9 protein-coding genes and 3 pseudogenes are annotated in these 4,747 nt (G+C 39.5%); 11 read left to right on the top strand and 1 reads right to left on the bottom strand.

Annotated elements, in window-relative coordinates:
• The 6 genes and pseudogenes from F6J99_RS42200 to F6J99_RS42225 all read left to right on the top strand — a co-directional run.
• Positions 1-107 (top strand): annotated as a pseudogene (locus F6J99_RS42200) (IS630 family transposase); the annotation flags it as partial.
• A 79-nt stretch (positions 108-186) separates the two neighbouring features.
• Positions 187-780: pseudogene (locus F6J99_RS42205) on the top strand (CmcI family methyltransferase); the annotation flags it as partial.
• Positions 781-848: 68 nt separating this feature from the next.
• Positions 849-1,148, top strand: a complete 300-nt coding sequence (locus F6J99_RS42210; RefSeq protein WP_293122702.1) for a cupin domain-containing protein — start codon at positions 849-851, stop codon at positions 1,146-1,148.
• 111 nt (positions 1,149-1,259) lie between these two features.
• Positions 1,260-1,733 (top strand): hypothetical protein, encoded by a 474-nt coding sequence (locus F6J99_RS42215; protein WP_293122705.1) that lies wholly within the window; start codon positions 1,260-1,262, stop codon positions 1,731-1,733.
• A 3-nt stretch (positions 1,734-1,736) separates the two neighbouring features.
• A complete protein-coding gene (locus F6J99_RS42220) occupies positions 1,737-1,967 on the top strand; it encodes a hypothetical protein (RefSeq protein WP_293122707.1) in 231 nt (76 codons plus the stop codon).
• Positions 1,968-2,380: 413 nt separating this feature from the next.
• Positions 2,381-2,572, top strand: a complete 192-nt coding sequence (locus tag F6J99_RS42225; protein WP_293122709.1) for a cupin domain-containing protein — start codon at positions 2,381-2,383, stop codon at positions 2,570-2,572.
• A 36-nt stretch (positions 2,573-2,608) separates the two neighbouring features.
• Here the strand turns inward: F6J99_RS42225 and F6J99_RS42230 are convergent, their stop codons facing one another.
• The gene (locus tag F6J99_RS42230) at positions 2,609-2,770 is read right to left on the bottom strand and encodes a hypothetical protein (protein ID WP_293122711.1); all 162 of its coding nucleotides are present in this window, start codon (positions 2,768-2,770) and stop codon (positions 2,609-2,611) included.
• Between F6J99_RS42230 and F6J99_RS42235 the strand changes: the two genes are divergently transcribed.
• The 5 genes and pseudogenes from F6J99_RS42235 to F6J99_RS42255 form a co-directional block, all read left to right on the top strand.
• Positions 2,744-3,085, top strand: a complete 342-nt coding sequence (locus tag F6J99_RS42235) for a cupin domain-containing protein (RefSeq protein WP_293122713.1) — start codon at positions 2,744-2,746, stop codon at positions 3,083-3,085. The two genes, F6J99_RS42230 and F6J99_RS42235, sit on opposite strands and share 27 nt — an antisense overlap.
• A gap of 35 nt (positions 3,086-3,120) precedes the next feature.
• Complete coding sequence (locus tag F6J99_RS42240; protein WP_293122715.1) at positions 3,121-3,762, top strand: class I SAM-dependent methyltransferase; 642 nt, start codon at positions 3,121-3,123, stop codon at positions 3,760-3,762.
• Positions 3,763-3,865: 103 nt separating this feature from the next.
• Positions 3,866-4,006 carry a hypothetical protein gene (locus F6J99_RS42245; protein WP_293122717.1) on the top strand — a complete coding sequence of 47 codons (141 nt, stop codon included), beginning with the start codon at positions 3,866-3,868 and terminating at the stop codon, positions 4,004-4,006.
• A gap of 147 nt (positions 4,007-4,153) precedes the next feature.
• Positions 4,154-4,513 (top strand): cupin domain-containing protein, encoded by a 360-nt coding sequence (locus F6J99_RS42250; protein WP_293122719.1) that lies wholly within the window; start codon positions 4,154-4,156, stop codon positions 4,511-4,513.
• 12 nt (positions 4,514-4,525) lie between these two features.
• Positions 4,526-4,747: pseudogene (locus tag F6J99_RS42255) on the top strand (cephalosporin hydroxylase); the annotation flags it as partial.

The following is a 4,747-nucleotide window of genomic DNA, read 5'->3' on the forward strand; positions in this document are numbered from 1 at the left end:
AGATTGAGCGATGCTGGTCTTGGCTCAAAAGTCGTATTCGTAAACAACTTAAGCAGTTTGATTGTCTACGGGATGCGATGGAGTATGTCTTGGGTATAGCGTCCTAACCGCTGTGGCGGTTGCTATAGATGCGATCTTCCTAAGTCCACTTGGAGACCTTTAACAGACAATGCCTATTTACAGACTTGGAAAGGGGTACTTCTGGAAAAAGATCCCATGCAAATTGCAGCTTATCCGATGCTGCTGAGCGAGTTACAACCGAAGACAATTATTGAACTGGGTGCCCTCAAGGGAGGAAGTGCAATTTGGTTAGCAGATCACTTGGAACTATTGGGCATAAAAGGTAAAGTTTACAGTGTCGATAGCGATCTTTCTCAGCTTGATGAGAAAGCTAAAGCAGACTCTAGAGTTCATTTTTTAGAAGGTGATTGTCGAGAAATTAGTGATGTTTTAAACTCAGACTTGCTTGCTAATCTGCCTCATCCTTGGTTAGTGATAGAGGATGTTCATGACAATCTAGTAGGTATTCTTGAGCATTTTAATCATAATGGTTTGCAAACTGGAGATTACCTAATTATAGAAGACACTAACAAATTCATGTGGGAAGTGTGGGATGATTGGGAAGACCAGGAATTAATCCAGCGAGGATGTCGTAAAATGAATGACTTAAGAAACTGGTTAATGAAGCATCAAGATGAGTATTTAATCGATACTTACTACCAGGATATGTACGGTTATAATGCTTCAAAAAATTGGAATTCTATACTCAAAAGAGTTTGAACACATAAAACTATATTGCTGTAATGCTTTATGAGCAAATAGTTTGACAAATTTACTAACATAAAGTTATGTCTTACTCTAAGTCAAAAATGGATCTAGAACAACTAAAAAATAAGTGGAAAGAGCAAGGATTAATTTGTGAAGTATGGGAGTTATATCCAGGAGATTCTTGGTCAGATCCAGGTCATAAGACTGATGAATTTTTTGTTCTCTTAGAAGGACAAATGAAAGTTTCTTGCCAAGGTAAGGTTTCTAATCTTGAAATTGGTCAAGAAATTATGGTTCCGGCTAAAGAACCTCATACCGTAAGCAATCATGGCGAAACGGCGGGTCGTGTTTGCTGGATACATCACCCCGATTTTGCTTAAGTTGTTATCGGAAGTTTATTTACATATGCCCAAAAAGAAACATATTTCAATGTGGAGTTGCTCCAGAAGTCGTTCCACAGCCATCGCTCACGCATTCGAACAACTCGAAGAATGTTTACTGTTGGATTCACTTTTTACGCACCCTATGTTTTCCATCAAGGCATTAGCTTAGATAGCCCATACAGACAAAAAATAATAGATAATTTTGAAACAGACTATGAAAAAGTAATTGAGAATATGATCGGAAATCTGCCTGAAGAGTATGCCTTTTCATTCCAAAGACATATTGCTAGAACTGCATTGCCTCAATTTGGAATAAATTGGTTGCAATCTCTCAATAATTTTTTTTTAATAAGACACCCTAAAGAGATAATTTATTCTTGGCGGCAAGTTCAGAAAAGATTTGGTAAAGTAGAGGAAATTACCAGTCATGATATTGGGTTTGATTCACTTTATAGTATTTTTCAAGACGTTAAAAATTTGACGGGGAAGACTCCTTTGGTTATTGAATCCAGCGATGTAGTTAAGAATCCAAAAGCAGTTCTGGAGTTTTTGTGCAACTATTTTGAAATTGGTTATTCATAAAAAATGTTAACTTGGGAGCGAGGACTAAAAAATTCCAAATTTTTACCTGATACTTTGTCGTCAACAATATTCCAAGATTGGTCTAAAACTTGGTACTCATCTATTGCTAACTCCACAGGATTTACTCCCTACAAACAAAAAGAAATAGAATTAGCTGATGATTTAATTTATCTTCTAAAAGACTGTCTTCATTTTTATGAAAAACTACTTGAGGATCGCATTAACTTTGATTGATAATTTTACTTATGAAAGCGATATTTGTAGTTATAAAAATGGTAATCATTCAGCCGTCAGCCGTCAGCTAAGGGAACTCAGATTAAACCAATGCTTACCTGTTGTCTTGATGCAGTCGCTCATGGGGGAAACCACGGCAGTTGCTCATGGTTTGTTCGCGTTCGCCTTTGGCGTGGCCTACGGCCAAGCGTCGGCAGGCCTTGAAGTTACCGTAAGACAGGCTCGCCTTAATCAATAAGTTTTACCCCTTTTCTGCATAGCCTACCAACCATAAAGGCTCAACGTAATCAGGTTTCGTCTCCGGGGAGACCCCCAAGACCGCACTGCCTCCCCAAGACCGTAATGGTGCGTTTTCCGTAAGCGGGCGTTGCATTGTTGCGGGATGATCGTCCAATTTGCAGAAGCTGAAACTCTTGATAAATCAGGAAAAAGGAGAATTAGAAGTATCGTTTCAAGGAAAAACTTACTACCCTACTATTGGTCAAGAATTTCGAGTTCCTGCAAATGTTCCTCATACGTTTAAAAATCCTGGTAAAACAGCTAATCACTTGATTTGGCTTTATGCTTACCAATGGAAAGATAATGTTAGCGGTACTAAAATCTAGGCGAATTAGTTGGCGTTGCTTAATAATGGAATGATTTTAAGCGTAGGTGCGCGCCTCCAAGGCCGCGAGCAATCCCTCGCGGCCTTGGGTCGCACCTGTGGAATGGGCATCAGGCGTGGAAGCGATGCAGCGCGGTCTTGGGGAGGCAGCGCGGTCTTGGGGGTTCCCCCCATGAGCGACTGCCGTGGTTTCCCCCATGAGCGACTGCATCAAGACACAGGCATCTTGCCTGTTACAATTTTCGGGCGGGCAGGATGCCCACTCTACTCTCCGCCTGGAGAGTCTTGGTCAAGTGATGGTCATGAAACAGACGAGGTAATTATACCCTTGGAAGGGGAATTAGAATTGTATTTACAAGGTAAAACGTTTCGCTCTACCATTGGGGAAGAAATAATTATTCCTGCTGGTGAACCTCACACATTTAAGAGTGTTGGCAACGTAGCTAGTCGTGTGTATTGGATATACGGCTACGAACATGAAGAAGGTGTAACTGGGACTCGTGTGAGTAATTAAAGAGTTTAAACAAATAAACTGGATTAGTGCGATGGATGACCAATTTCGATACTCAGCCAGAAGATATTGATCTATTTATCGACAAGCTTTCTTCTCTTTCTATGACTTCGGTGAGCCCTGAAAATGCCATTACCTTAGAACAGAGTATGTCCAGAGAACAAGCTAAAGATATTTCAGAAACAAGACCTTGGTTATCTAGGATTTGTGATAGCCAAAGCACTGAGGAATTAAAAACTAATTACGATAGTTGGGCAAATACCTATGATGCAGATGTAAGAGAAGATTGGTCTTTTATGCCTGCTAACATAGCACGGACATTAAGCAAGCTACTTCCTAAGAAAGATGCCACAATTCTAGATGCTGGTGCTGGGACAGGGTTAGTGGGTGAAGCCTTAGCCCAACAGGGATATACTAATCTGACTGCTGCGGATTTGTCAGAAAAAATGCTAGCGATCGCTAAAGAGAGACAAGTCTACAAGGCTCTCCATCAGTGTAATTTAGAAGATTCCCAAATTTTTAGCAATTCAGTAACTTTTGATGGTATTATAGCAATTATACGACTGGTGAGGTACAAATTTATGGGTTTTAGGGAGCAGGGAGCAGGGAGCAGGGAGCAGGGAAGAGGGAAGAGGGAAGAGGGAAGAGGGAAGAGGGAAAAACTAATGTGTACCTCATGAGTCCTAGAAACGCTATATTGCAGCAGGAGTTTTTGCTTATGCCCATGCTGGGGTTAAGGTATTAAACAATCTATTCGGTCTTTTAAAAGAGGAGGGAATTTTCTTGTTAACCATACGAGAAGACTATCGCCGTGAAATGCAGACAGCCTTAGATAAATTATCCTGGACATTAGTTAGTGAAGAGGATTTTCCGATATATGAAGAAGCAAAGTTGATGTATCTTCTGGCTTTTAAAAAGGAGTGATCGCTAAGTTATTTGAAGTTAATTTACTTATTTCACACTTTCCTTATACACACTCCTACCTACAGGCTCCATCTATCAAGTACAATTTATACAAATTTAGATGAGCTTAACCTGTAACTTATAGTTGTTGATTTCAATTAAAATACCATGAATAATATGAATCAATCAGAATTAAAACTTGGCTTAGAAAAACTAAAGCAAGATTGGGAACCAAAAGGTTTTAAATGCGAGTTATATAGAACAAATTCTGTAGAGTTTTGGTCAAATCCAGGTCATAAAGCTGATGAATTTATTATCATGATAGAAGGGGAATTAGAAGTTTATTTTCAAGGGAAAACTCACCATCCTTCCATTGGTGAATTCTTCAAAGTACCTGCTAACACGCCTCACAATACTAGGATGTCTGGGATTATGTATTGGATCTATGCTTTTGATTGGCAGTGGAATGAAGATAAGGTTGGTATTGAAGAGGGGAAAATACGATCACCAAAAGTTAAATCTGTTTGAGGAGTGATCGCAATGAAGAATCAAAGTGCTGATCAATCCATTAGATCTGATCAAGACATCTCACAGAATAAAAGACTTGTCAAAATTTCTGATCGAGAAGATATCTCCTCCCTTCCCAAGGGGATTTGGAGACCTCTGACTGAAAACTATCATTTACAAACCTGGAAAGGGATACCAATGGACAAAAGTCCTATAGAAATTGCCCTTTATCCAATGCTGATTTACGAACTCCAA

The organism is Moorena sp. SIO4G3 (genome assembly GCF_010692305.1).
In the GTDB taxonomy this organism is placed as follows: Bacteria; Cyanobacteriota; Cyanobacteriia; order Cyanobacteriales; family Coleofasciculaceae; genus Moorena; species Moorena producens_A.